The sequence below is a fragment of the Kitasatospora sp. NPDC001159 genome (genome assembly GCF_053598235.1).
The window spans coordinates 1-21391 of the sequence record NZ_JBSFJV010000096.1 but is presented as its reverse complement, the minus strand read 5'-3'; the positions used below and the strand labels follow the sequence as shown (position 1 = coordinate 21391).

Sequence of the window (21391 nt, the reverse complement as noted above, 5' to 3'; positions counted from 1 at the left end):
CCGGACGGCTCTCAGACCGCGGCGTGCGCGAACAGCCCCGCGTGGCGGGCGATCGCCCCCGCGTGGTCGGCGCACCGCCGGTAGCAGCAGGACAGCAGCACCAGGTCGGCGGTGTCGACCTGGTCCGTCTCCTCCTCACGCAGCAGCCGTTCGTACAGCAGACGCTGGCGCTGGGCGACCTCGTGCAACTCGGTGAGCACGTCCGCCACGGCCTCCGGCGCCCCGGACTCCAGGGCGTCCGCCGCCCGTCCGACCAGGTCCAGCGCCGCGTCGGCGATCCCGCGCAGCGGGACCAGCAGCCGCTCGTCGAACGGCTCGCGGTTCTGGCGCGTCCAGGCCACCTCCAGCAGCCGCTGCACCAGCTGCCCGAGGGCCTCCGCCTCGCACCCGACGTGGACGCCCACGACGACCCCGGCCCGGCCGCCGAGCGTCCCGGCGGCGTCCTCCTCGATCCGGGCCCGCAACTCGGCCAGGGCCTTCTCGGCACCCGGAATCCCCTCGCCGCCGCTCTCCGCACCGGTCAGCGCGGTCGTCGCGCCGCCCAGCGCGGTGCGCGCCAGCCGTACCAGGCCGGCCAGCTCGCCGAGCAGGGCGCGGTACCCGCCGCCCGCGCCGTCAGGCATCGCGTTCGCTCCCGTCCTCCGGCCCCCCGACCAGTGTCCCTCCGCCACCGCGGGCCGTCGCGGCCGCGACGGGTGCAGCGGACTGCGGGCGTCCCCGTCGGGCCGGGCCGAGCCCCGGGGCACCCGGCCCGAAGCCGAGGTCGACGCGGGGGAGGCGCGGTCAGTAGTCGGCGGCCAGGGCCAGTTGGCGTTCGCGGTCCTGCTTCAGCAGCTGGGGGATGGCGCTGCTCGGCGAGACGCCCAGTTCCGATGAGAGCAGCTCCCGATAGCGGCGGTACCGGCGGTGTGCGTCGGCGACCTCGCCGACGCGCAGGCAGGATTGGACGGCTATCCGCCGGGGTCCCTCGCGCAGCGGGTCGGCCTGGGCCGCGGCGTCGGCCAGTTCGAGCGCCGCGGAGTGCTGTCGGCGCTGCAGGAACGCCTCCGCGAGGTTCTCCAGCGCCTGCACGCGCTGTAGCTCCCACTTTCCCTGGAACGGCGCGAGCCAGTCGTCGTCCCAGCCGTACAGCAGCGGATGCCGGAGCATGCTCCACGCCTGCGGCAGCCGGTCGCCCCCCGAAAGCGACTCCCCGCCGGCCCGGGACGCCGCCGAGACCAGCCCGGCCGCCGTCCGGTAGTCCACCTCGACGTGTTCGGCCAGGACGACGGTGGTGTGCGAGGTCCGTAACAGCTCCCCGACCGTCACCTGGTTCAGCCGCCAGAGCGTCTGGCGTAAGCGGGCCGCGGCCCGGGCGGGCGGCACATCGGGCCACAGGCGTGCCGCGAGGTCGTGGCGTCCCACCGGACGGTCGTCGAGCACCACAGCCGCGACGAGCCGCTGCTGGATGTCGCTGAGGTCGACGACTCGCCGGTCCATGCGGCAGACGAAGTCCGGCAGGAGTGATACGTGCACGGTGCCGAAGTCGGTGGGTCTCATCGCACCTCTCGGGTTGTCCGACGGGACCGTCAGGCTGGACATGTCATCGATTTCCGCTGTACACGGCGGTTTTGGTGTCACGTCAGCTCAACTCTGAGTAGAGATGAGACCGCAGCGCGCCCGAGATCGTCAACACCCGCGACGGGGCCTGCCGCCGGGGCAACGCCGATTCCGAACCGTTGACGGGGCTTCACACTCCGTGCGTAGTATCTGCCCGCAGGCGCCACGACAACCCACAATCGTGGGGTTGTTTCACAAGTCCGCCACGCAGCAGTCTCGGTGACAGCCCAGCTAGCCCGCGACAGTGAAAGGTGGAGGCATGACCTTCAACTCCCTGGAGGCCCTTCGTGAGGCAGGGATCCTCGGCGGCACGATGGCGCCCGAGCTCGAGGAGTTCTACGCCAGCCTGACGCCCGAGGAGACCCGGGTCCTCATCTCGACCAAGACCCGTCTCATGGCCGTCCTGCCGGACGTGGTGGCGCACTCGCAGGAGTGGGCCTCGCCCGAGTCCACCCAGGAGGGCTTCGACGCCGCGATGCTGTGTGCCTGCGGCGCGTGGTCCGGTTCCGGCTCGACGCAGAAGTAGTCCCGACAGTCCACAGGCGCGGCCCGGCGCTCAGGCGTGTCGGGTTGCGCCTGTGCCAGCCCGGATAGGAGGCGGGATGCGAGGGCAGCTGGTCCGGAACCTGTCGTTGTTCGAGGTGCCGACGGGCCTGACGTACTTCGTGCATGACGAGGACTACCTCGTGGTCAATCCGGAGGTGGGCGCCCGATGCGTCCTCGACGGGCGCGAGTTCCGCGTCCTCGAAGCCCTGGCCGGCGTCCGGGCCCGCGGCGAACGGACCCTGGAACCGGACGACGAGGCGGAGCGCGTCCTCGCCAAGCTCGTCCTGAACTGGATCGTCTACTACAACGGCAACAGGCCCGTGATCAGGGTCGCCGAGGCCCCGCTGAACTTCGTGTACTACGCCATCACCGACGGCTGCAACCTCCGCTGCCCCTACTGCTACGCGTCGTCCGAGAAGTGCCTCCCGGGCGAGCTCGACACCGCCGAGTCGCTCGACCTGGTCTCGCAGATCGCGGACCTCGGCGCCCGGACCCTCGTCTTCACCGGTGGCGAACCGATGCTGCGCAAGGACCTGTTCCAGGTCGTCGAGCACGCCAACCGCAGCGGCCTGAAGTCGAACATCATCACCAACGCGACGATGATCCGGACGACGGCGACGGCGAGGCGGTTCGCCGAGCTGTTCAACGCCGTCACGGTGAGCCTCGACGGTGGCACCGCCGAGACGCACGACCGCACCCGCGGCAAGGGCGCGTTCGCCAGGACCCACCAGGCGATCCGGTTGCTCAACGACGCCGGCGTGGCCCCGTCCATCAATCACATCGTCACCTCGGACAACATCGACGAGCTGGAGGACTTCGCTTCGTTCGTCGACGGGCTGGAGGTCCACAGCATCCGGCTGATGAACCACAACGACCTCGGCCGGGGCGTCGGCGACGCGTACGACTTCGGATGGCGGGACCACCTGCGGGTGCAGCAGCTCGTCTGGACCTCGCCGGTGGCCGGGAAGCTCCAGCCGGACGGGCCGCGGCCGGTGACGCCGTGCTCGGTCAAGGGCAACTGCGGGATGGGCGGGAACGAGATCTACATCAACTCCCTGGGCGACGTCTACCCGTGCAAGCTCGTCACGGGCAAGGGGGAGTACGCGGGCAACGTCAGACGGCAGCGGTTGGCGGAGGTCTTCGCCAGTCCGGTGCTGGCCGCGATGCGCCGGAGCACGGTGTTCGGCGGGGAGTTCCACGCCGACTGCGAGCAGTGCTACATCAAGGCGAACTGCGGCGGCGGGTGCCGGGCCTCGCACCTGTCGGAGTCCGGGGATGTCCGGCGCAACAGCCGCCACCTGTGCCGGATCCTGCGGCACGGTGTCACCTCGCAGTTGTGGCAGGAAGCCGGCGTCAGCCGGGCGGAACTCGCCGAGCAGAGCCTCGGCATGACGGTTCCCCGGCTGGTGGCCACCGGCGAGGTGCACCCGGTGCACGAGCAGTGGAAGACCTACGTCCCGGCGTCCAAGCCCGGGATCACGGTCGGTGAGCTCATTCCCATCATGCCGGTGAACAGGAGGTCGGGCGTTGTCCCTGCACATCAGTGATGCGGTCATCTGGCAGGAGAGCGCGGGCGGGATCTCGCTCTACCACACCGAGTCCGGTGACTTCCGGACCCTGAACGCGACCGCCGCCCAGATCTGGGCGCTGGTGGAGAGCGCCGGCGAACGGGAGGAGGTCATCGAGCGGCTGTCCCTGCTGTTCGCCGGGCACAACGCGGTGCTGGGCGAGCGCATCCGCGCCGAAGTGGACGAGTTCATCAGCTCGATGGTCGAGGCCGGTCTGCTCCAGGAGACCGGAGCCGCGCCGGCCGCGCGGCCGTGACGCGGGCGGTCGTCCTCGGCGGTGGCTTCGCGGGCGTCCTGATGGCCAAGGTGCTCTCCGGGCACGTCGACGACGTCACCCTGGTCGAGGGCGGCCGGTACCCGGCGGGCCCGGGCGTCCGGTCGGGGCTGCCCCAGGCGTTCCACAGCCATGTGCTGGTGACCGCGGGCGCCCAGGCCCTGGACACGGTGCTCCCGGGCACCCTGGAGGCCCTCCTCGCGGAGGGCGCGCACCGGCGGGGACTCCCGGGCGACGCGCTGATCCTGACATCGGGCGGCTGGTTCCGCCGCCACGACACCGGCGCCTTCCTGGTCTCCTGCAGCCGGTGGCTCACGGACCACGTCATCCGGCGGGGGGCCCTGGCCGAGGGTGCGGTGGCGGTGCGGGAGCGCACCCGTGCGCTGCGACTCCTCGGTGACGCCTCGCGGGTGACCGGAGTCGTGGTCGGACGGGAGGACGGCTCCAGCGAGACCCTCCGCGCCGACGTCGTGGTGGACGCGACGGGCCGGCGTTCGCGGGCGGGGGAGTGGCTGGCCGCGATCGCCGGGTCCGGCGTCGAGGAGGAGACGGTCGACCCGGGGCTCGCGTACTCCACGCGGATCTACCGGGCGCCCGAGGACCTGGCCGCCGACCTCCCGGCGATCATGGTGCACCCGCGGCCGGCGGCCGACCGGCCCGGGTACGGCGCGACGCTGCTCCCCATCGAGGGCGGCCGGTGGATCGTCACCCTGACCGGCACGCGCGCCGCGGCACCGCCGACCGACCAGCGGGGATTCACCGACTGCGCCCGCGGGCTCGGCTCGCCGATCGTGGCGGAGCTGATCGCCGCGGCCGAACCCCTCGGCGGCGTCCGGCCGTTCCGGGCCACCGCGAACCGCAGGAGGTTCTTCGAACGGGGACCCCGGCCCGACGGCTTCCTGGTCGTCGGCGACGCGTTGACGGCGATGAACCCGGTCTACTCGCACGGGATGTCGATCGCCCTGCTCAGCGCGGTGCGCCTGGACCGCGAGCTGACACGGTACGGCGCCGATCCGTCCGTCTTCCCCGAACTCCAGGCAGCCATGGCCGAGGTGGCCGAGCGGGCGTGGCGGATGGCGACCGATCAGGACCGGCCGCGGGCCGGCTCCGCGCCCGGGCACCGGGCGGGGACCGGGATGTCCCGGGCCGTGCTCGGCAACCCGGCGCTCATGACGGAGCTCTTCCGGGCCCAGACGCTGGCCCCCTCGCCGCGGAGCGTGAACCCACCCCTCCCGCGGGGGCCGTTCGCCGACCCGGCCCCGCCGCGTGACACCGACGAGGCGGTCGCGCAGTACCCGGGGCTCTCCGAATGGTGGCACTCCGGGCGCCCACGCCAGCCAGCTACCCGGGGAGTGAGCCGTGACGGCTGAATCCGTACCTCTGATCCCGCGCTCCGTCCTGTTCGGCAACCCGTCGTACCTCCTGCCGCGGATCTCACCCGACGGGACCCGACTGCTCTTCCTCGCCCCGGACGACGGGGTGATGAACGTCTGGGCGGCCCCGGTGGACCGTCCGGACGAGGCGAGGGCGCTGACCCGGGACCGTGGGCGCGGCATCCGGACCTACGGCCTGTGCCACGACGACCGCACGCTGTTCTACCTGCGGGACGAGAACGGCGACGAGAGCTGGCGGCTGCACCTGCTCGACCTCGTCACCGGCGAGGAACGCTGCGCCACCCCCTTCGAGGGTGTTCAGGCGCGCGTGCTGGCCCACAACCGGTGGCATCCGACCACGATGCTGATCGGGCTGAACAAGGACCGGCGCGACCTGCACGACGTCTACCGCCTGGACCTGGTGACGGGTCGGCTCGCGAAGGTCGCGGAGAACCCCGGCTACCTGAGCTGGATCGTCGACACGGATCTGCGGGTCCGCGGCGGCTCGGCGATGAAGCCCGACGGCGGCACGGCGGTCTTCCTCGACCCGCCGGGCGGTCCGGACGGTGCCGAGCCCTGGCTGGACGTGCCCTACGAGGACGTCATGGGGACCCGGGTCGTCGGCTTCGCGCGGGACGGCGCCACCTGCTACCTCCTGTCCTCCATCGGGGCCAACAGCAGCCGGCTGTTCGCGGTCGACGTCGCGACCGGGCGGCGGACCGCGCTCGCCGAGGATCCCACCTACGACGTCAAGCAGGTGGAACCGGACCCGGTCAGCCGGGCACCGCAGGCGGTGCTGTTCGCCAAGGACCGCGACGAGTGGGTGTTCCTCGACGAGGAGTTCGGCAAGGACATCGGACGGATCCGCGGCGAACTCGCGCTCCAGGCGATCGACGGCGAGGTCTACGTCGACCGTACCGACCGCTCCGACCGGCTGTGGACGGTGTCGGTGGTGACCGGGGCCGGCCCGGTCCTCTACTACGTCTACGACCGGGCGGGCGGCCGACTGCGGTACCTCTTCAGCCACCAGCCGGAGCTCGAACGGTACCGGCTCGCAAGGATGGAGCCCTTCGAGTTCTCCGCGCGCGACGGGGTCACCGTGCACGGCTACGTGACCTGGCCGCCCGGTGCGGACCGCCGGCGCCTGCCGGCGGTGGTGAACGTGCACGGCGGACCGTGGGCCCGGAACACCTTCGCCTTCGACGAGGAGGCGCAACTACTGGCCAACCGCGGTTACGCGTGCGTCCAGGTCAACTTCCGGGGCTCGACGGGCTACGGCAAGCGGTTCCGCAACCTGGGCGCCAAGCAGTGGGGCGCCGCGATGCACACCGACCTGCTCGACGCGCTCGACCACCTGGCCGCGGACGGCAGCATCGACGCCGCCCGGGTCGCGATCATGGGCTGCTCGTACGGGGGTTACGCGGCGCTCGTCGGCGCGGCCTTCACACCGTCGGTCTTCACCTGCGCGATAGCGCTGTGCGGCCCGTCGAACCTGCTGACGATGCTGGCGGCCGGGGCGCCGTACCGGTCTCCGCTGCGGGCGTTCATGTCCGCGAACGTCGGGGACCCGGAGAGCGAACGCGACATGCTGTGGGCTCGGTCCCCGCTCTCGCGGGCCGACGACATCTCCGTCCCCGTCCTGGTGGCCCACGGCGCCAACGACGTCCGGGTGCCCCGGGAGGAGGCCGAGCAGATCGTCGCGGCGCTGGCCGCCAAGGGGCTGCCGCACGAGTACCTGCTGTTCCCCGACGAAGGCCACGGCCTGGCCAGGCCCGGCAACCGCGAGACCTACTACGCGGCGGTGGAACGCTTCCTCGCCGAGCACCTGGCGTGACGGTCCGGCTGGTTCGTTCAGCCGGACCGCCGGCCCCGGTCAGTCCGGGGCCGCGACCAGGATCCGGACCGACGTGGCCGCCAGCCGCCGGGTGACGTCGACGAGTCGGAAACCGCCGTCGGCGAGCAGCGCCCGGAACTCGGCCCGGCTGCGCTCCCGGCCCCCGGTGTAGACCAGCATCGCGATGTCGCTCATGACGACTCCGGCGGCCTCTTGGGCGTCCAGCCGGTCGGGCAGGACGGGCTCCACGACCAGCAGGCGCCCGTCCGAGGCGATCGCCTCCCGGCAGTTGCGCAGCAGCGCGGCGCAGCGCTCGTCGTCCCAGTCGTGCAGGACGCCCTTCACGAGCAGCACGTCGCCCCGTGGCACCGCCTGGAAGAAGTCGCCCGCTTCGATCGACCAGCGGTCCGGGGCGAGCCCGGCCCCCCGGAAGGTCTCGGCGGCGGCCACCGACCCCCGGGCGCTGTCGAACAGGATCCCCCGGGCGTCGGGGGCGGCCCGGAGGACGGCGGCCAGCAGGGTGCCGTTCCCGCCGCCGATGTCGACCACGGTGCGGGCGCCGGTGAAGTCGTACGCCCGGGGTACTTCACGGGCGGTCCACCCGGTGCCCTCGCCCATGGCGGCGTTGAAGAGGCCCGACAGCCGGGGATCGTCGGCCAGGTGGTCGAAGAGCGGACGACCGTGAACCTGGTCGAACGCCGCGCCTCCGGTCCGCACGCCGTCGGTCAGCGCGCCCCACGCGCGCCACGTCACCGGGTCGCCCAGGAGCAGCACACTGGAGCGGATCGACCACGGATGGCCGGCGCACAGCTGCCGGCCCGACTCGGCCAGTGCGAACCGGCCCGGCGCGGCCTCGTCGAGCACCCCCAGCACCGCCAGGGCCCGGACCAGCCTGGTCAGCCCGTCCGGGTCGCAGTCGACCGCCCGCGCCAACTCCCCGATCCCCAGCGGCCCGCCCGCGAGCGCCTCCGGCACCCCGAGTCGCACAGCCGCGTGGAGGATCTGCGAGGTGGCATGGCCGAACGCCATCCGGGAGAGGTTCCCGGTCACCTTCGGATCGATCACGTCATCATTCCCTTCCCAGTGATACCGGTAGGTGGCGCACCCCGTGCAGGAACAGGTCCGGCGTCCATTCCAGCTCGGCCGGGTCGACGGCCAGGGCCAGCCGGGGGAAGCGGTGCACGAGGGCCCCGACGGCGGCCCGGGCCTGGAGCCGGGCCAACGCCGCGCCGAGGCAGAAGTGGATGCCGTGGCCGAACCCCAGGTGCCTGTTCGGACTGCGGGTGATGTCGAAGGCGTCCGGGTCGGCGAAGACGGCCGGGTCCCGGTTGGCCGCCAGCAGCACGGGCACGACGGTGTCGCCGTGCGGGACGACCACCCCGCCGATCTCCACGTCGGCGAGGGCGTACACCGGCCGGGTGTGCCCCACGGGGCCGTTGAAGCGGATCACCTCCTCGATCGCGGAGTCCAGCACGGCGGGCCGCTCGCGCAGCCGGGCCAGCTGATCGGGGTGGCGCAGCAGTTCCAGCACCGAGTTGCCGATGAGGTTGACCGTCGTCTCGTCACCGGCCAGCAGCAACTGGAACACGCTGGAGACCAGCTCGGCACGGCTGATCCCGCCGCCGTCCTCCTCCGCGACGAGCCGTGAGAGCAGGTCCCCGCCCGGACGGCCCCGCCGCTCGTCGATCCTCTCCTCCACGTACGCGATGAATTCCAGACCGGCGCGGCGCACGCGGACCGGGTCCCCGGTCCGCAGCATCTCGTCGCTCCACCGGCGCAGCCCGGCCAGGTCGTCGACGGGGAAGCCGACCAGCTCGGCGACGACCACGACCGGCAGCGGCAGGGCCAGCGCCTCGATCACGTCGACCACGTCCCCGGCGTCCCGGGCCGCGGCCACGAGCCCGTCGACGACCTGTTCCACGCGCCGTTGGACCGCCGCCACCGTGCGGGCGCCGAACGCGGGTGCGATCAGGCGGCGCAGGCGGGTGTGATCAGGGGGGTCGAGGTTGAAGACGTTCCGCCGCGCCATCGCCAGCGGGTCGAAGTCCCACCCTCGACGGGCGGCGGCCAACTCGGCGGGGAGCCGGTCGAGTTGCCGGCCGAGGTCCGGGTCGAGCAGGGCGCGCTGCACGTCCGCGTAGCGGGTCAGGTACCAGGACACTCGGCCGCTCACCGGGTCCATCCGGCGGTGGACCGGCGCCAGTTCGCGCATCCGGTGCAGGAGCGGGTACGGGTCGCCGCGGTGCTCCGGGGCGGTCGGATCGAGGGTGTCCGTCACAGTGACGCACGAGGGTTCAGGGGAGCCCGCAGCAGCGTGCGCAGCAGGCTCGGCAGGTGCAGGCGCGTCCCCGACTCCTCGTGCGACGCGCGGACGAGCCCGCAGCCCACCAACAGACCGACGCCGTCGACCACTTCGTTCCGGGGCCGGTCCAAGGCGGCGGCCGCCTCGGGTACTGTCGGCGCCCGGTCGGAGCGCGCCAGCTCCCGCAGGATCGCGCGATGGGCGGTGTCCAGGCGCTCGACCTCGGCCCCGAGCAGACCACCGAGCGTCCCGGGAGCACCGGCGGACCGGGTCGGAACGGGCAGGACGAGCAGGCCGCGTGCGGGCTCCTCCGCCAGCTGACGCAGGCCCAGCACCCCGAACCGCCCGGCCGCGGCCTCCAGTGCGACCGGCAGGCCGTCCAGCCGTCGGCAGATGCGGACCACCGCGTCCGCATCGGCGCGGTCGGGTGAGAATCCGGGCCGGACCTCCGAGAGCCGGTCCACCAGCAGCCGCACCGACGGCACGTCGGCGAGCACGTCCGGCGATCCCGTCGCGTCCCACTCCGCTCCCGGCACGGCCAGCGGCGGGAGCACCGTCGGCTGGACGCCCGCGACCGGCCAGGGCACCCGGGAGGTGCTGACCACCCGGATGCCCGGGCAGTAGGCCAGCAGATCCTCCACCCCGGCCGGGGGCCCGGCGTCGGCGACCCCGTCGAGCACGAGCAGCGCCTCGTGGTGGCCGATCAGCCGGCAGACCGCGGAGACGTCCCGCGCCCCCGATTCGATCAGCAGGCGCAGCGACCTCGTCAACGGGCCGAACGCCGCACCGATCCCGTCCCGGGCGCGCTCGCCCGCGCCGATCCACAGCACCGGCCAGCCGCGGCGCGAGCCGAGCCGGGCGGCCAGCTCCGCGGCCACCCGGGACTTGCCCACTCCCGGGAGCCCGGAGACGGAGACGGCCCGGCGGTGGCCCGAATCCAGGGCTTCGGCCATCGCCCGCACCTCGGTCTCGCGCCCGAGGAGGGCGTTGACGGCCCGTGGTGCGGCGAGGCCGGGGTCGGTTCCCTCCGGTCTTCCCCGGCGGCCCGCACCCGCGCTGATGAAGAGCTCGCGCGCCAGGCCGTGGAGCCTCAGGGCGTCCGCGAGCAGGCGGACGGTCTGCATCCGCGCGTGCGCCCGGCCCGATTCGAGGTCCCGGATCGTCCGCGGGCTGATCGTCGACAGGTCGGCGAGCGTCCGCTGGGTGAGTCCGGCTTGGACCCGCTTGTGGCGGAGCAGTTCGGGGAACGGCGCTTCGGTCTCGGTACTGTGCACCATGGGGCAGGACGGTAGGCGAAGCCCGTTCCGTCCGCGTCTCCGGTTCGTCGCCGGCCCGTCTGCACTGCGTCTCCGTCGGCCGTCACCCCGAGTTCGGGGCCAGCTGGGCACGCCGGTCGAGCAGCTCCAGCGAGATGCCCAGCAGCGCGGAGGCCAACGGGTCGGACGAGTCCATGACCGCGTGCTCCGACAGCCGGGCCACCAGGTCGCCCAGCCGCGGCACGGCGTCCGCCGTCCGCTCGCCGCGCCGGAGCAGGGCGAGGCTCAGGGCGGCCTGCGTGGCGAGCAGGCCCAGCAGCTCGATGTCGTCGAGTTCCCGGCTGGGGTCGTTAGCCACGCGGACATGGCGGTCCAGCACCTCGATCACGCCGATGCACTCCCCGCCCGCGATGAGCGGGGCGGCCAGGATGCTCGTGGGGACGTACCCGGTCGACGCCGCGGCGTCGTGGGCGAACCGGTCGCTCTCGGCCACGTTGTCCGTGATCAGCGGCTGGCCGCTGGCCGCCACCCAGCCGGCGATGCCGGTGCCGGGCTCGAACCGCTTGCCGACCAGGCCCTGTTCGCCCTCGCCGGCGACCGCCGCGAAGACCAGCTCACCGGTGTCGGGACTCACCATGAAGACCGAGGACGCGGCGGCGCCGTAGACGTAGCGGGCCACCGATACGACGGACTGCAGCAGTTGACGCTCGGTCGCCCCGCTGGCGGGATCGGGTGGCAAGGGCTTCATTCTTCGCCTCCTGGAGCCGACAGGTTCGCTGCGCAGTGGTACAGGACGGTCTTGAGCTGGAACGGCGTGAGCCAGGGGTGCTTGCTCAGCACGAGGGCCGCGATCCCGGCGATGTGCGGCGCCGCGAAGCTGTTGCCGGTGCTCCGGACGGTGCCGCCGCCCGGCCTGGCCACCGGGACGCGCACCCCGCGGGCGCGGAACTCCACCGGCGGCGCGCAGTTGTAGTAGAAGCGCATGCTGTCCGGCTCGGCGTGGCTGGCGACCGAGATCACCGACGCGAAGTTCCACGGGAAGCTCTCGATCGGCAGGTTGTGCGCCGCCGCCACCACCGTCGTGCGGCGGAAGTAGGCGCGGTCGCACAGCTCGCCGAGCCGGCCGCGGAACTCCAGCCTGCTCGTCGACAGGCTCATGCTGATCACGTCGAACCCCTCCTCGATCGCGAAGGCGAGCCCGGCGACCAGCGCGGCGGCGCTGCCGGACCTCCCGTCGCCGAGGACCTTCAGCGAACTGAGCGAGACCCGCGGCGCGATCGCGCGGATGATCCCCGCGCACGCGGTACCGTGCCCGGCGCCGTCCTGCGGCTCGCACTCCGCCACCCGCGGTGCCCGGCCCTCGGCCGTCACCACCTGCCACGCCCGCTCGACCGACCCGACCAGCGGATGGGCCGCGTCCACACCGCTGTCCAGCACGCAGACCCGGACGCCCGCACCGCTCGCGCCCTCCCATGCCCACCGGGCGTCGATCCCGTCGAACAAGGTCGTCGGCACGGGCTCGCCGGGATCGCTGTCGGTCGGCATGCTCCAGGCCGGCATGCCGGAGAAGTGCTGCGGCCGCTCGCGCCGCCAGGGAGCGTCGTTCAGATCCATTGCCGCACCGTTTCCAGAGGTTTCGTCGCACCGACGGCGGTGTAGCTGTCGACGGCCGCCAGCGCCATGGTGCGGGCCTCGGTCTCGTCGCCGAGCAGCCGGGCGGCCCGGGCCAGGTCGAAGCGGACCTCGCCGTGCAGGCACGGGTCGTCGACGCCGTCGAGCAGGGCCGGCAGCTCGGCGAGCACCGGATCGGCGCGGCCGTACCCGGCGGCGATCAGGACCGCCGCCGAGATGCACAGGATCCGCCCCCGGACGTCCATCTCCTGGCGTCGGCCGAGGAGTTCGGTGATCCGCTCGGCGGCCTCGTCCAGTCGGCCCCGCCGGGCGCACTCGCGTGCCGCCTGCACCCGCATGCCCAGCGAGACCGACAGGTAGCCAGCCCTTTCGAGGGCGTCGGCCGCGCGGCGGAAGTGCCGTTCGGCGCGGGCGTGGTCACCGCGCAGCGAACAGGCCATCCCGGCCACCTGGTCGACCAGGACACCTCCCATGGTCAGCCGGAGCTGCTCGACGACGGACCCGGCCTCGGCCAGTGCCGAGCGTGCGCCTGCGTCGTCCCCGGTCAACGCCAGGCAGCGGGCCCGGGCGGCCAGCGCCGGCAGCAGCAGGAACCGGTCGGCGGTGAACCGCTCCACGAGCTCCGCGCAGCCCGACAGCTTCCTGCGCACCGGGGTCGGCGACCACTGCCGGACCTCGCACAGGGCCACCAGGAGCCGGTCCTCCTCGTACGCGTCACCGTCGGCCCGGGCGTGTTCCAGCGCGGCGCACGCCGCCTCCTCGGCGGCCCCGAAGCGACCGTGCGCCAGGTGGAGCAGCATCCGCAGCTGCTCGAACCGGCAACGGGCGAGCCGGTCGGTCCCGTTGCCGTCGAGTTCGGCCCGCAGCTCCTCGACACCCGCCTCGGCGACCTTGCCGAGGCGCGCCGCCAACAGGGACCGCTGCACCAGGCAGAGGCGTCGCCCGGGGGCGTCGGGACCGTGCCGCAGGCCGTCCGCGACCACCTCCTGCGCGCGCCGGGTGTCCCCGGAGAGCATGAGGGCGTCGCTGAGGCGGATGGCCGCGACCTGCCGCCACCGGCCAGGCCCCCGCCCCGCCAGTACGAGCGCGCGTTCGAGCAGTTCGATCGCGGTCGGTAGATCGCGTTGCCTCAGCGCCGCGGTCCCCTCGGCCAGCAGCGCCTCGGCCGCCCGCCGCGCCAGCCGCGGCAACTCCTCGTCGTCCGGGCGCAGACCGCCGAGCAGGTGTGCGGCGGCCTCGAAGTGGAAGCCGGGGCTGAAGCCCCGCTCGGCCAGGCGCCGGTGCCACGCGATGCGCTGCTGCTTCTCCAGCCGCCCGTACGCCACCTCGTGGACCGGCTGCTGGACGAAGCAGTATCCGCCCTCGTCCGTCGTGGCACGGAAGAGCCGCTGCCGCGCCAGCGCGTCGGCGGTCGCGGCCGGCACCGTCTCGTCCAGCACCGTCTCGTCCAGCAGGGCGAGTTGCTCCAGGGTGAACGAGGGACCGATCACCGCAGCCGCGCCCAGCAGCCGCCGGGCGGGCGGAGGGAGCCGGTCGATCATCGCACCCACCATGGCCGTGATGGTCGGCGGCACCTCGTCGACGGTTCGGCCGGTGCCCAGCCACTCCACCATCAGCCGGATGAACCTCGGATTGCCCGCGCTGTACAGCGCGACCCGGTCCGCCAGGCCGAGGTCGTGCAGCTGAACGTCGCCGGGGCCGTGGCCCGCCGCCAGCGATACCGCCAGCCGGGCGCTGTCGACCGGGTCCAGCGCGCTGAGGTCGATCACCTCGCCGTTCTGGAACCGGGGCCCGTCGGGCCCGTCGATCTCCGGGCCGGCCACGCAGAGCGTCAGGAGCGGGACGTCCCGCAGGTCGCCCGTCAGCTCGGCGATGAGCTGCAGGAGCGAAGGCCCCGCCCACTCCAGGTCGTCCCACACCACGATGAGCGGGCGGGTGGCCGCGGCGGCGAGCAGTTCGCGCGCGGCCCAGGAGACCTCCTCCACACCCGGACCCGGTCCGGCCGTGGAGGGGCGGGACGGTGAGGCGTCGCGCAGGCCGGCGAGCACCCCGGCGACGCGGTGGTCCGTCCGCAGCAACTCCGCGCAGGCCGGCACCTGTCGTTCCAGTCCGTCCAGCACGTCGACGAGTGCCGAGTACGTGCCTCTCGCCCCGTAGGACGGGCAGCTCCCGAACACGGCGACGGGCCGGGGCCCGGTCCCGGCCGCGACGAGTTCGTCCACGGTCTCCCGGACCAGCCGGGTCTTGCCGATGCCCGCCGACCCCAGCACCGTCACCAGTGCCGGTCTCCGATCGCGGGCCACCCGGTGGTAGATCCGGCGCAGCCGACGGCGTTCGGCGCGGCGGTCCACCATGCGCGGCTCGTCGCCGCTCCGGTCGGCGGCGGCCTCGCCGGTGACGCACAGCGCGGCGACGGGTTCGGCCTTGCCCTTCAGCGTCAGCGGCGGCACGGGGACCATCGTGTAGTGCGGGCCCGCCAGCTGCGCCACGGTCTCGTTGACGACGATCTCACCGGCGACCGCCGACGACTGCAGCCGTGCGGCGAGGTTGACCACGTCGCCGACGATCCGGAGGCCGGCCCGTGCCGAACGCGTCACCAGGGCCTCGCCGGCGGCGATGCCGCAGTGGATCTCCACCGGTGCCGCATCGGCGGCCGGTGTGCGCAGCCGGCCGACCCCGGCGCGGATCAGCACGGCCGTCCGCAGCGCCCGCAACGCGTCGTCCTCCCGCGAGGTGTCCGCCCCGAAGACCGCCATGACGGCGTCGCCGATGAACTTCTCCACCGTTCCGCCGTGCTCCTCCACCGCGGCCGAGCAGATCTCGTAGTACTGCTCGAGGAGTTGCTGCAGCGGCTCCGGATCGACGCGCTCGGCGAGCCGGGTCCAGCCGACGAGGTCGAGGAAGAGCACGACCACCAACCTGCGACTCATGCGAGGTCCTCCGCCAGGGGGTCGGTCGTGTTGCCGGTCGGCGACGCGGGTCGGTGACCGGGATCAGAGCAGCTTCAGATCGTGGGCCCACACCTCGGCGTCCGTTTCGGCGTCCGCCTGGGCGAGCCGGCGTTGGACCGACGCGACGACAGCCGTCTCCTCCTCGGTCAGACCGGCCAGCACGTCGCGCTGCGCGGCGCTCAACTGGTCGACCGGGAGCCCCGCTTCGCGCAGGCTGGCCAGCGGATCGAACATGTCACTCATCCCTTTCACGAGGGCCGCACGGAGGCGGCCAGATCCCGATCGGCAGCAACCGGTGGACGTAGCAGTAGGCCACCAGCTCCGCCCGGTTCCGGCAGTTGAACCGCCCGAGGAGGACGCTGATCTCCTCACCCACGGTGTGCCTGCTCAGCCCCAGCTCGCGGGCCACGCGGTCGGTCGTGTGCCCCCGCGCCAACATGGCCACCAGCACCATGTCCCGGGCGGAGACCTCGTCACCCCGTATCGCCGTCATCGGCGCGGCCTCCTCACCACGTACTCCGTAGGAACAACTCACGGACCATCACGGCTGCCGTGAACGAGACGCCGTGCCAACGCGCTCTGCGTTCGAACCAGAGCCAGTCGCCGTCCGGGTTGGCCTCCAGGAACACCGGGTCCCCGGTGTCGGAGACGAGCAGGTCGAACGCCCCGTAGCGCAGGTTCCACGCGGCGCACAGGGTGCGCACCGCGTCGGCGGCGGGCGGCGGGCACTCGATCCGTCCCACCGTGACACGGCCGGGGTCCGTGATCAGGCTCGACGGATCAGGCTTGCCTACCTCGAAGGCGCAGATCGCGCCGTCGAGGTGGTAGACACGCAGCTCCCGGGTGCCGCCCAGGTACTCCTGGACGACGACCGGATGGTCGGCGGCCGCGGCGCCGACGGGCGTGGAGCCCTCCGCGCCCGCTTCCGGACCGATGACCGTCGGCAGGCACTCCGGCCAGTTCCGCCGATCGGGCTCGAACAGGCGGAAGTCCTGCGTCTTGACGATCACGCTCGGGGCGCCCAGCCCGCGCGTGCCCGTCGGGACGTGGTTGGTGACGACCGTGCGGGGCGTGCGCACGCCCAGCCGTCGGGCCTGCGCCAGCTGGGCCGGCCCGACGAGCGTGCCACCGGGCAGGGCGGCGGTCGCCGTCGACGCGACCTGTCGGAGGAACCCGGACCAGGTCGCCGCCTGGAGCGGTGTCACCGAGCCCGCCGGCCGCGCCTGCGCCAGCATCGCGCAGGCCGACGCATGGCGAACCCAGACGACCGCCGGCCTGACCCGGTGGCCGGCGACGTCCAGCAGGCCGGTGTCCACGTCGAGCGCCAAGGGCGTTGCGGGGAGGTCGGCCTGCCGGATCAGTATCGTCGGTGTTTCCAGCGGCCCCGTCAATATCTCGCGCACGATCTCCAATTCGCGGCCGCCCGCGCAATCCACCAGCACCACGGCGGATTCTCCGTCGTGGTTCTCCACATCTCCTGAACGGCTCACGCTGTGAATGCTAGCCACCCGGAACGGGAACGGTGCGGCAGATCGGAGGCAGCTCCAAGGCAGCTTCCGTGCCGACCAGTTGCGTGTCCTCCAGGCGGCGTAGGGTCCACCGGGAACACCTCGGCCGACAATCCCGAAAGCGATCGAGCGTGATGTGAGAAATGCGGAGGGAGGGATCGTGGCGAATGCTGTGGTGCAAGCCGAAGAACTGACCAAGTGCTACCGGGGGAAAGAGACACCGGCCGTCGATGGTATATCGTTCGACATCGCCGAGGGCGAGACCATCGGGCTGCTGGGCCCCAACGGCGCCGGGAAGACGACCCTGATGAAGATGATCTGCGGCGTCACCCCTCCCACCACCGGGAAGATCCGGGTGTTCGGCGCCGACCCGGCCCGCGACCCGGTCGCCGCCAAGAGCGGCATCGGCGCGATGCACCAGTCCGCCCCGTACGACGAGATGCTGTCGGCGCTGGACAACCTGCAGATCGCCGCCCGCTTCAGGGGCCTGTCCTGGCGTGCCGCCCGGCCCTGGGCGCTGGAGCTGGCCGAATACCTCGGCCTGAAGGACGCGCTGTCGCAGCTCCTCTTCCAGCTGTCCGGCGGTCAGCGCCAGCGCCTGCAGCTCGTAAGGGCGCTGCTGACCATCCCCAAACTCCTGATCCTCGACGAGCCCTCCGCCGGACTCGACGTGGCCGGCCGGCACCAGATCGAGCGCTTCGTGCGGTGGCTGCGCGAGGAGAACGGCATGACCGTGATCTGGACCAGCCACATCATCGAGGAACTGGAGCGCAACGCCCAGCGCGTCCTGGTCGTCAACCGCGGCAAGGTGGTCCGCTTCGCCCAACCGAGCGAGCTCGTCCGGGAGTTCGGCACCGCGCACGTGCTGGTGACGGCGGACGACGCGGTCGGCGCGAAGGTCGTCAAGGAGTGGGCCGACGCGGCCGGGCTGACCGCCGCGGTCGAGGACGCCGAGGTGCGCATCGAGAACGCGCAGGTCCGGGACGTGCTGCCGCAACTGTCGAAGCACTGCCAGGACTCCGGAGTGGCGATCTCGGGAGTCTCCACCGTCACAGACTCACTGGAGCAGGTGTTCCTGCGCATGACCGGGAGCGAGGGCTGACACCGTGACCGTGCCCGTATTCGAGAACACCGCACCGGTCGCGACGAGGAGGACGGCCGACTTCACCGCGGTGTTCTACCGCGAGTACGCGCTCCTCGCCCGCAACCGGGTGAACCTCATCCTCGGTCTGACACCCATGCTCGTGTACCTGCTGCTGGTGAACACCTCGCTCGGCAACGTCGTCGGGGACATCACCTACCGGGGCGAGCGGCTGCCGTTCTCGGTCTTCCTCCTCCCCATGGTGCTGGCGATGTCGGTGGTCAGCGCGTCGGGGACGACCGGCATGGCGATGTTCCAGGAGGAGATGAGCGGCGTGTCGACCCAGCTGTGGAGCTGGCCGCTGCGCCGATCGCGCTTCCTGGCCGGCAAGCTGCTCGCCGGGGTCTCGCTCGTACTGGCGCAGAGCCTGCTGGCCCTGGTCGTCGCCGCGGTCATCTTCGACTACCCGTTCCACGCGGCGCAGTGGATCTGGCTGCTGGTGGCGCTGGTGCTCTCCTCGGTGGCCTTCAACGGGTTGTACCTCGCGACGGCGATCCTGATCAGCGACTACCGGACGTTCATGGTGCTCACCAGCGTGTCGGTACCGGTCCTCGTGTTCTCCGCCCCGTCGCTGTCCACGACGCAGCAGCTCCCCGAGGTGCTCCGGTGGATCTCGACGGTGAACCCGGTGACGTACGCGGTCAACGGGATGCGCGACGCCGCGATCTTCGGCTTCGGGAAGGCCTGGCCCGCTCTGGTGGTGCTGGCCGCCGTCGCCCTCGTCGCCAACGCCGTCGCCAGCCGGGCGCTGCTGCGCCGTGCCCAGAACCTCTGACCCACGGGGAGGCCCATCACCGTGCAAACCGACGACGCAGCCGCCGCCACGGCGCGGACCGACGACTCGCCCCTGTCCTGGGCGGCCTCGCGGCAGGACCGTGCCGTGCTCAGGCTGCCCGGGACGAACCGGGCCCGGCCCCCGGAGGCCACCTGGGAGATGGCGCGCCGGGCGGCGGCGAAGGTCGGCGTCACCCGGATCGCCGACATCACCCGGCTCGACACCATCGGCATCCCGACCTTCCAGGCGGTCCGGCCGCTGTCCCGGACCCTCGCCGTCTCCCAGGGCAAAGGGGCGACGGCCGAGCTGGCGCGGTTGTCGGCGGTGATGGAATCCGTCGAGACCTGGCACGTGGAGCAACCCCTGGAGCCCGTCCTGACGGCGGCACCCCGCGACGTCGGCCGGGAACTGGGCTACGACGTCCGTGCCCTGGCGCCCTCGGAACCGAGCGTGCTGCACGACGGCCTGCCCTTGGCCTGGACGGAGGCCAGATCGCTGGTCGACGGCGCGCGGACGCTCGTACCCGTGGACGTGGTGGGGCTGACGCTGGTGGAGCGCGCGGGCTGGAACCCGCCGGCCTTCTTCGAGTCGACCAACGGCCTGGCCAGCGGCAACACCCTGGTGGAGGCCGCGCTCCACGCGCTGTGCGAGGTGATCGAGCGGGACGCGATGACGGCGGCGGTGGCCGCCGGGGGCGAACGGGGCGTGCGAGTCGACCCGAGGACGTCGGGGTCGGTGGTGGCCGAGGAACTGTGCACGCTGATCGAACGGGCCGGCGTCACCCTGGAGGTCCGCCTGGTGCCGTCGCCCACCGGGCTGCCCTGCTTCCTGTCCTGGGTCGCCTGCCATGACTACCCGGCCGCGATGTTCGGGTTCGGCTGCCACCTCAGCCCCTCGATCGCGCTGACCCGCGCCATCACCGAAGCGACGCAGGCCAGGCTCGCGTACATCTCGGGAGCGCGGGACGACCTCCAGGACGACTTCGACCACGTGGACGTCGGCCGGCTGAGCCGCGACCCGGGCCCGGCCGCCGATATCGGCGACCTGGTCGCGGAGCCCGTGGAACGCGCCGGCCTGGTCGACGACCTCCGGTACGCGGTCGAACGGGCGGCCGAAGCCTTCTCCAACCCGCCCCTCCTGGTCGACCTGACGCGGGAGGAGATCGGGGTCCCCGTCGTCAAGGTAGTGGCGCCCGGGAGCCGCGTCTGTCCGGAGGTGTTGTAGTGAGCGAATCGAGGGTGGTCGTCTACACCGGGCCGACGCTGTCCGCGGCCGAGGTCCACGCGGTGCTCCCGGACGCGGACGTGCGACCGCCTGCGGGACGGGGCGACCTTCTGGCGGACCGCTGGTCCCCGGGCGACGTCGCCGTCATCATCGACGGCTACTTCCGGGAACGGCGGTCCGTCGGCCACAAGGAGATCCTCCAGGTGATCACCGAGGGCGTGCACGTCGTCGGCGCCGCGAGCATGGGCGCGCTGCGGGCCGCCGAACTGGCCCCGTGCGGCATGCGGGGCATCGGCACCGTCTACGGGATGTACGCCTCGGGCGAGATCGACGGGGACGACGAGGTGGGCGTCCTGCACGGGCCCGCCGCGGTGGGGTACCCGGCGCAGACCGTGGCGCTGGTGAACCTGCGCCACGGCTGCCGGGAAGGGGCCGAGGGGGATCTGGTTCCGGAGGCGGCCGGGCGGCGGATCGTGGCGGCGGCCAAGGCCCTGCCGTTCACCCACCGGGGCTGGAAGGACCTCGAACGGGCCGTCGGCGAGCAGGACCACGACGCGCTGCGGACGCTGGAGGAGATGATCGGCTCGGGCGCCTGGGACCTCAAGCGGCGTGACGCGGTGTCGGCACTGCGCGCGGTCCGCAGCGCTGGCACCACGGCACCCGGCCCGGTCACGACGGACGCGCCCTTCACCGGCATCAGCCGCACCCAGGCCCTGGCCCGGCGGACCCGGCGCGAGCACGCGCCCGGCCGGTGGATGTCCGACCTCGACGTGCTGGACGCGGTCCGCCTGTTCGACGACGACTACCCGGCACTGCACGAGGACGTCCTGACCGCTCTGCTGGACGACCTCGCCGGCGCGGAGGGCACGACGACCGACGCGTACGCGCGGGCCCGGCTGGGACTCGACGACCGCTCGCCGCTGCCGGAAGCCCTCACCCGCTGGTTCACGGAATCGGAACCGGCCGGGCTCACCGCCGCGGACCGCAACCGGCTCCTCATGGTGCGGGTGTGGCCGGTGTGGCAGTCGGTCGACTGGCGGCCGGCGGTCCTGGCGCGGCTGCGCGAGTCCGGACGCTGGGACGAGTGGTGTCACCTGGTCGCCCGCGCGGACGCGGCCGCGAAGGAGACCCGCCACCGGCTCGTGGTCCCGCCGCCGGCGGTGTGCGCGAAGCTCTTCCTCCGCCACTGGCGCCGGCCCGGCACGTCCCCGCAGGTCGAAATGGTCCGACGGGGATTCTCCGGGCCGGAGGAACTCGGCAGTGCGGTTCGGCCGTTCTTCGCGTTCGACGTCCGACGCGGACGGGAGAACACCGCCGCACGGTGAGCGGGCGGTTCCTCCGTCGGGTGGGGCCGGACCCCGAGGGGCCGGCCCCACCCGACGGCGCGGCGGCTTCGCGACCGGGCGCC

Annotated in this window: 20 protein-coding genes; 9 read left to right on the top strand and 11 right to left on the bottom strand. The window is 72.9% G+C overall.

The genetic code is table 11. From position 1 onward, the window contains the following. Nucleotides 1-11: 11 nt before the first annotated feature. Both ACWC9T_RS33205 and ACWC9T_RS33200 read right to left on the bottom strand, forming a co-directional pair. Nucleotides 12-623, bottom strand: coding sequence for a hypothetical protein (locus tag ACWC9T_RS33205; protein ID WP_449824771.1), 612 nt, complete (start codon nt 621-623; stop codon nt 12-14). Between the two features lie 160 nt (nt 624-783). After that, nucleotides 784-1539: an AfsR/SARP family transcriptional regulator gene (locus ACWC9T_RS33200; RefSeq protein ID WP_449824770.1), complete on the bottom strand. Its 756-nt coding sequence runs from the start codon at nt 1537-1539 to the stop codon at nt 784-786. Between the two features lie 319 nt (nt 1540-1858). Here ACWC9T_RS33200 and ACWC9T_RS33195 point away from each other — a divergent pair, with 319 nt between their 5' ends. The 5 genes from ACWC9T_RS33195 to ACWC9T_RS33175 all read left to right on the top strand — a co-directional run bounded on the left by ACWC9T_RS33195 (nt 1859) and on the right by ACWC9T_RS33175 (nt 7194). Continuing rightward, a complete protein-coding gene (locus ACWC9T_RS33195; RefSeq protein ID WP_449824769.1) occupies nt 1859-2125 on the top strand; it encodes a StsA-related sactipeptide RiPP in 267 nt (88 codons plus the stop codon). A 76-nt stretch (nt 2126-2201) separates the two neighbouring features. Further along, entirely contained in the window at nt 2202-3692 is a 1491-nt protein-coding gene (gene stsB, locus ACWC9T_RS33190) for a StsB family radical SAM/SPASM domain sactipeptide maturase (RefSeq protein WP_449824768.1), read from the top strand. After that, on the top strand, nt 3673-3969 hold the full coding sequence (locus ACWC9T_RS33185) for a PqqD family protein (protein WP_449824767.1): 297 nt from the start codon (nt 3673-3675) through the stop codon (nt 3967-3969). The genes stsB and ACWC9T_RS33185 overlap by 20 nt, the downstream gene beginning before the upstream one ends. Beyond that, a complete protein-coding gene (locus ACWC9T_RS33180) occupies nt 3966-5357 on the top strand; it encodes an NAD(P)/FAD-dependent oxidoreductase (RefSeq protein ID WP_449824766.1) in 1392 nt (463 codons plus the stop codon). The genes ACWC9T_RS33185 and ACWC9T_RS33180 overlap by 4 nt, the downstream gene beginning before the upstream one ends. Continuing rightward, on the top strand, nt 5347-7194 hold the full coding sequence (locus ACWC9T_RS33175) for a S9 family peptidase (protein WP_449824765.1): 1848 nt from the start codon (nt 5347-5349) through the stop codon (nt 7192-7194). Before ACWC9T_RS33180 ends, ACWC9T_RS33175 begins: the two co-directional genes overlap by 11 nt. A 39-nt stretch (nt 7195-7233) precedes the next feature. Here the strand turns inward: ACWC9T_RS33175 and ACWC9T_RS33170 are convergent, their stop codons facing one another. The 9 genes from ACWC9T_RS33170 to ACWC9T_RS33130 form a co-directional block, all read right to left on the bottom strand. Beyond that, entirely contained in the window at nt 7234-8259 is a 1026-nt protein-coding gene (locus ACWC9T_RS33170) for a methyltransferase (RefSeq protein ID WP_449824764.1), read from the bottom strand. Between the two features lie 4 nt (nt 8260-8263). Continuing rightward, entirely contained in the window at nt 8264-9472 is a 1209-nt protein-coding gene (locus tag ACWC9T_RS33165) for a cytochrome P450 family protein (RefSeq protein WP_449824763.1), read from the bottom strand. Beyond that, on the bottom strand, nt 9469-10773 hold the full coding sequence (locus tag ACWC9T_RS33160) for a helix-turn-helix domain-containing protein (protein WP_449824762.1): 1305 nt from the start codon (nt 10771-10773) through the stop codon (nt 9469-9471). The genes ACWC9T_RS33165 and ACWC9T_RS33160 overlap by 4 nt, the downstream gene beginning before the upstream one ends. Before the next feature lie 82 nt (nt 10774-10855). Continuing rightward, the gene (locus tag ACWC9T_RS33155) at nt 10856-11500 is read right to left on the bottom strand and encodes a GAF domain-containing protein (RefSeq protein WP_449824761.1); all 645 of its coding nucleotides are present in this window, start codon (nt 11498-11500) and stop codon (nt 10856-10858) included. Then, nucleotides 11497-12366, bottom strand: a complete 870-nt coding sequence (locus ACWC9T_RS33150; protein WP_449824760.1) for a S8 family serine peptidase — start codon at nt 12364-12366, stop codon at nt 11497-11499. The genes ACWC9T_RS33155 and ACWC9T_RS33150 overlap by 4 nt, the downstream gene beginning before the upstream one ends. Beyond that, nucleotides 12357-15314 carry an AAA family ATPase gene (locus ACWC9T_RS33145; RefSeq protein WP_449824759.1) on the bottom strand — a complete coding sequence of 986 codons (2958 nt, stop codon included), beginning with the start codon at nt 15312-15314 and terminating at the stop codon, nt 12357-12359. Before ACWC9T_RS33145 ends, ACWC9T_RS33150 begins: the two co-directional genes overlap by 10 nt. Nucleotides 15315-15377: 63 nt before the next feature. Continuing rightward, complete coding sequence (locus ACWC9T_RS33140) at nt 15378-15569, bottom strand: aroma-sacti cluster domain-containing protein (protein WP_449824758.1); 192 nt, start codon at nt 15567-15569, stop codon at nt 15378-15380. A 1-nt stretch (nt 15570) separates the two neighbouring features. Beyond that, nucleotides 15571-15828, bottom strand: coding sequence for a LuxR C-terminal-related transcriptional regulator (locus tag ACWC9T_RS33135; protein WP_449824757.1), 258 nt, complete (start codon nt 15826-15828; stop codon nt 15571-15573). 13 nt (nt 15829-15841) lie between these two features. Then, the gene (locus ACWC9T_RS33130) at nt 15842-16825 is read right to left on the bottom strand and encodes a hypothetical protein (RefSeq protein ID WP_449824756.1); all 984 of its coding nucleotides are present in this window, start codon (nt 16823-16825) and stop codon (nt 15842-15844) included. A gap of 178 nt (nt 16826-17003) precedes the next feature. On the opposite strand from ACWC9T_RS33130, the gene ACWC9T_RS33125 reads away from it, so the two are divergent. From ACWC9T_RS33125 to ACWC9T_RS33110, 4 genes are read left to right on the top strand one after another with little or no spacing between them, the layout of a single operon-like run. Beyond that, a complete protein-coding gene (locus ACWC9T_RS33125; protein ID WP_449824755.1) occupies nt 17004-17945 on the top strand; it encodes an ABC transporter ATP-binding protein in 942 nt (313 codons plus the stop codon). A gap of 4 nt (nt 17946-17949) precedes the next feature. Then, the gene (locus tag ACWC9T_RS33120; RefSeq protein ID WP_449824754.1) at nt 17950-18759 is read left to right on the top strand and encodes an ABC transporter permease; all 810 of its coding nucleotides are present in this window, start codon (nt 17950-17952) and stop codon (nt 18757-18759) included. Nucleotides 18760-18780: 21 nt separating this feature from the next. Then, nucleotides 18781-19983 (top strand): YcaO-like family protein, encoded by a 1203-nt coding sequence (locus ACWC9T_RS33115; RefSeq protein WP_449824753.1) that lies wholly within the window; start codon nt 18781-18783, stop codon nt 19981-19983. Next, nucleotides 19983-21308, top strand: coding sequence for a TfuA-like protein (locus ACWC9T_RS33110; protein ID WP_449824752.1), 1326 nt, complete (start codon nt 19983-19985; stop codon nt 21306-21308). Before ACWC9T_RS33115 ends, ACWC9T_RS33110 begins: the two co-directional genes overlap by 1 nt. Nucleotides 21309-21391: the final 83 nt, after the last annotated feature.

Excerpts from the sequence above, each read along its gene's own strand:
- ACWC9T_RS33205 (WP_449824771.1), bottom strand. The coding sequence starts at position 623 with ATGCCTGACGGCGCGGGCGGCGGGTACCGCGCCCTGCTCGGCGAGCTG.
- ACWC9T_RS33200 (WP_449824770.1), bottom strand. The coding sequence starts at position 1,539 with ATGAGACCCACCGACTTCGGCACCGTGCACGTATCACTCCTGCCGGAC.
- ACWC9T_RS33195 (WP_449824769.1), top strand. The coding sequence starts at position 1,859 with ATGACCTTCAACTCCCTGGAGGCCCTTCGTGAGGCAGGGATCCTCGGC.
- stsB (WP_449824768.1), top strand. The coding sequence starts at position 2,202 with ATGCGAGGGCAGCTGGTCCGGAACCTGTCGTTGTTCGAGGTGCCGACG.
- ACWC9T_RS33160 (WP_449824762.1), bottom strand. The coding sequence starts at position 10,773 with ATGGTGCACAGTACCGAGACCGAAGCGCCGTTCCCCGAACTGCTCCGC.
- ACWC9T_RS33155 (WP_449824761.1), bottom strand. The coding sequence starts at position 11,500 with ATGAAGCCCTTGCCACCCGATCCCGCCAGCGGGGCGACCGAGCGTCAA.
- ACWC9T_RS33150 (WP_449824760.1), bottom strand. The coding sequence starts at position 12,366 with ATGGATCTGAACGACGCTCCCTGGCGGCGCGAGCGGCCGCAGCACTTC.
- ACWC9T_RS33145 (WP_449824759.1), bottom strand. The coding sequence starts at position 15,314 with ATGAGTCGCAGGTTGGTGGTCGTGCTCTTCCTCGACCTCGTCGGCTGG.
- ACWC9T_RS33140 (WP_449824758.1), bottom strand. The coding sequence starts at position 15,569 with ATGTTCGATCCGCTGGCCAGCCTGCGCGAAGCGGGGCTCCCGGTCGAC.
- ACWC9T_RS33135 (WP_449824757.1), bottom strand. The coding sequence starts at position 15,828 with ATGACGGCGATACGGGGTGACGAGGTCTCCGCCCGGGACATGGTGCTG.